2 protein-coding genes are annotated in these 3,315 nt (G+C 67.4%); both read left to right on the forward strand.

Features of this window, described 5'->3' with window-relative positions; translation table 11 throughout:
• Positions 1-816: Ig-like domain repeat protein (locus tag H7290_RS00450; RefSeq protein WP_290512047.1), on the forward strand; the 816-nt coding region annotated here is incomplete at its 5' end.
• Between the two features lie 64 nt (positions 817-880).
• The coding region (locus tag H7290_RS00455) for an ExeM/NucH family extracellular endonuclease (protein ID WP_290512048.1) at positions 881-3,315 on the forward strand (2,435 nt) is incomplete at its 3' end.

Here is a 3,315-nt window from a genome sequence, read left to right on the forward strand (position 1 = left end):
GCGGCCCCCGTGCACGAACCGTTCGTCGCGGGGGCCGCCCTCGACTCCGCCACCGGTACGACGTCGACCGGATCCGTGACGGTCACCGAGGGTGCCGACCCGGTCGGCACGTTCGACCTCGCCGCCGGCTCCGGCTCGCTCACGGTGGACGCTGCCGACCTCGCGATCGGGGGGCACACGCTGACGCTGTCGTATGGCGGCGACGCCAACCACTCGCCGTCGACGACGACCGTCGACGCCTCGATCAACAAGGCGACGACCCCGCTGACAGCCACGGCTTCCCCGTCGGCCTACGGCACGTCCGCCGTGGTGCAGGTGGCGGGTGAACCGGGCGCCGGCGGTCTGGTCGTCATCGGGAGCGGTACGGACGCTGTCGGCATGGGGTTCCTCATCAACGGTGTGGCCAACGTCAAGATCGACAAGACGCTCGTGCCGGGCGACTACGACCTGGCTGTCCACTACGTCGGCAGTCCTACCTACGAACCGGCACAGACGACCGTCACTCTGACGGTCGGCAAGGCCGCCACCCTGACGTCGAAGGTCTCGATCAGCCCGACGAGGCTTGTCGTCAAGAAGACCGCGCCGCTGGTGAAGTTCAGCGTCAAGGCGGCGGGGTTCACCGTCCGCAGCGGCAGCTTCACCTTCATGTACGCCGGGACCACCAGGACTGTCGCAGTGTCGTCGAACGGCACTGCCACCCTCCGCATCCCGGCCTACACGTCGACCGGGACGAAGACGATCAGGGGCTCGTTCCTCGGCAGCGCCCTGGCCAAGCCGTCCCGGGCGTCGTTCACCGTCACGGTCGTCCGCAGGTAGAACCGGGACGCCCGCATCCATCGAGCGCCTCCCACAGCCCTGCAGAACCCAACCAAGGGGAAACATGAAGAACTCTGTCATCGTCCGGGCGGTGGCCGCGTTGGCCGTGGCCGGTGCAGCACTCGTCGCCGTCCCGGCCCAGGCCAACCCGGCCGGTACCGGTGTCGTCATCCATGAGATCTATGTCAACGGCGGGAGCGCCGGCGCGACCTACCGCAACAAGTTCGTCGAGCTGCGCAACCCGACCGACACGAAGGTCGACCTGAACGGCTGGTCGATCCAGTACCGGAGCGCGTCCGGCGTGGCCGCGTTCAGTGGGGTAACGGCGCTCGGCGACCACCACATCGAGCCCGGCGGCACCTTCGTGATCAGTGGCAACAGCAATGCTGCCAATGGAGCGATGCTGCCGACCCCGGACGTCGCCGGCTCGATCGGCTTCTCTGGTTCGAGCGGCACGATCGCCCTCTCGACGTCGACGACACCCCTGACGGGCACTCCGGACGTGGTCCTGGCGGACAGCAACCTCGTTGACCTCATCGGCTACGGCGGCTCCCTCACGTTCGAGACCGCAGTGAAGTCCAGCGGCACGAGTGTCACCTCGTCCCTCAACCGCACGAACGCTGCCGACACCGACACCGACACCGACACCGACAACAACAGCACCGACTTCACCGCGGGATCTCCGCTACCTCAACCGTGCGGCGCGGCATGCGAAGGCAGTGGGGTCCCCGAGGAGCCTCCGGTCGTCAAGACGATCGCGCAGATCCAGGGAACCGGGGCAGCGAGCCCCATCATCGGGACGAATGTCACGACGCGCGGAGTCGTCACAGCGGTCTACCCGACTGGCGGCTTCGACGGTGCCTACATCCAGACGGAGGGCACCGGTGGCGCCCTCGACCTGGGCACCCACACCGCCTCCGACGGTGTCTTCGTGTTCTCCTCCGAGCTCGCGGCCGGGGTCGACAAGGGTGACTTCGTCGAGGTCACGGGCAAGGTCACCGAGTTCGGAGGCCTGACCGAGGTGACCACCTCGACCGGCGCGTTCTCCGTGCTCGACGAGACACCCGATGTGGTCCGGGCGGCAGCTGTCACGATCCCGTCGTCCGCGACGACTCGGGAGTCGCTGGAGGGGATGCTCCTGGCACCTCAGGGCGACTACACCGTGACCAACAACTACACCACCAACCGGTTCGCGGAGGTGGGCCTTGCCGACGGTGACACGCCGCTCGACACCCCGACCAACGTCGTTGCTCCCGGGGTGCAGGCGACCGCGTTGCAGACCCAGAACAACGCCCGTCTGATCACTCTCGACGACGGCGCCTCGATCGACTTCACCGGCGCGAGCAACCAGGGCATCGCGTTGCCGTGGCTGACGCCCGACAACGAGGTGCGCGTCGGCGCGCCGGTCGACTTCGACGACCCGGTCGTCCTGGACTTCCGCTTCGGCTGGAAGCTGCAGCCCACAGGCCGGCTCCTCGCGGGCGGTGACGAGCCCGTCACGTTCGGCGACACCCGCTCGGCGGCTCCCAAGCCCGTGGGCGGCGATGTCAGGATCGGCACGTTCAACGTCCTCAACTACTTCAGCACCACGGGTGCGGAGTACACGGGTGGCATCTGCAGCTACTACAAGGACCGTCAAGGCAACCCCATCACGGCCAACAGCTGCACCAACAACGGCCCCCGCGGAGCTGCCGACGAGGCCAGCTTCCAGCGGCAGCAGGCCAAGATCGTCACGGCCATCAACACTCTCGACGCCAATGTCGTCTCGCTCGAGGAGGTGGAGAACTCCATCAACCTCGGGCTCGACCGCGACACCGCGCTGAGCGACCTCACCGACGCCCTCAACGGGGCGGCCGGCGAGGAGCGGTGGGCCTTCGTGCCGTCGCCGGCCGACGTCCCCGCCGGTGAGGACGTCATCCGGACGGCATTCATCTACCAGCCCGATGTCGTGACTCCCGTTGGTGCGTCCAGGATCCTGATCGGCGCGTCCGCGTTCGACAACGCCCGCGAGCCTCTGGCCCAGACCTTCAGGCTGACCGCCGGCAGCGCAGCCTCCGCCTTCGCTGTCGTCGTGAACCACTTCAAGTCCAAGGGCAGCAGCGGGCTGCCGCAGGACAACGACCAGGGTGATGGGCAGGGCGCGTCCAACTACTCACGCACGCTGCAGGCGGCTGCCCTCGTGACGTTCGCCCAGGACTTTGCCGGCGACGCAGGAACCAGCAGGGTCTTCCTTGCGGGCGACTTCAACTCCTACAACGAGGAGGACCCGCTCAAGATCATCGAGGATGCGGGCTACGTCAACGTGCCACGCCAGCTGACCCACAAGGAGACCTACCAGTTCGGTGGCCAGATCGGATCGCTTGACCATGTGTTCGCCTCCGCCGATGCGTTCTCGCGCGTCACCGGGGCAGACACCTGGAACAACAACGCGTACGAGTCACTGGCTCGCGAGTACAGCCGCTTCAACGCCAATGTCACCGACTTCTACCGGGCCGACCA

The organism is Aeromicrobium sp. (genome assembly GCF_014378035.1).
Classification (GTDB): Bacteria; Actinomycetota; Actinomycetes; order Propionibacteriales; family Nocardioidaceae; genus Aeromicrobium.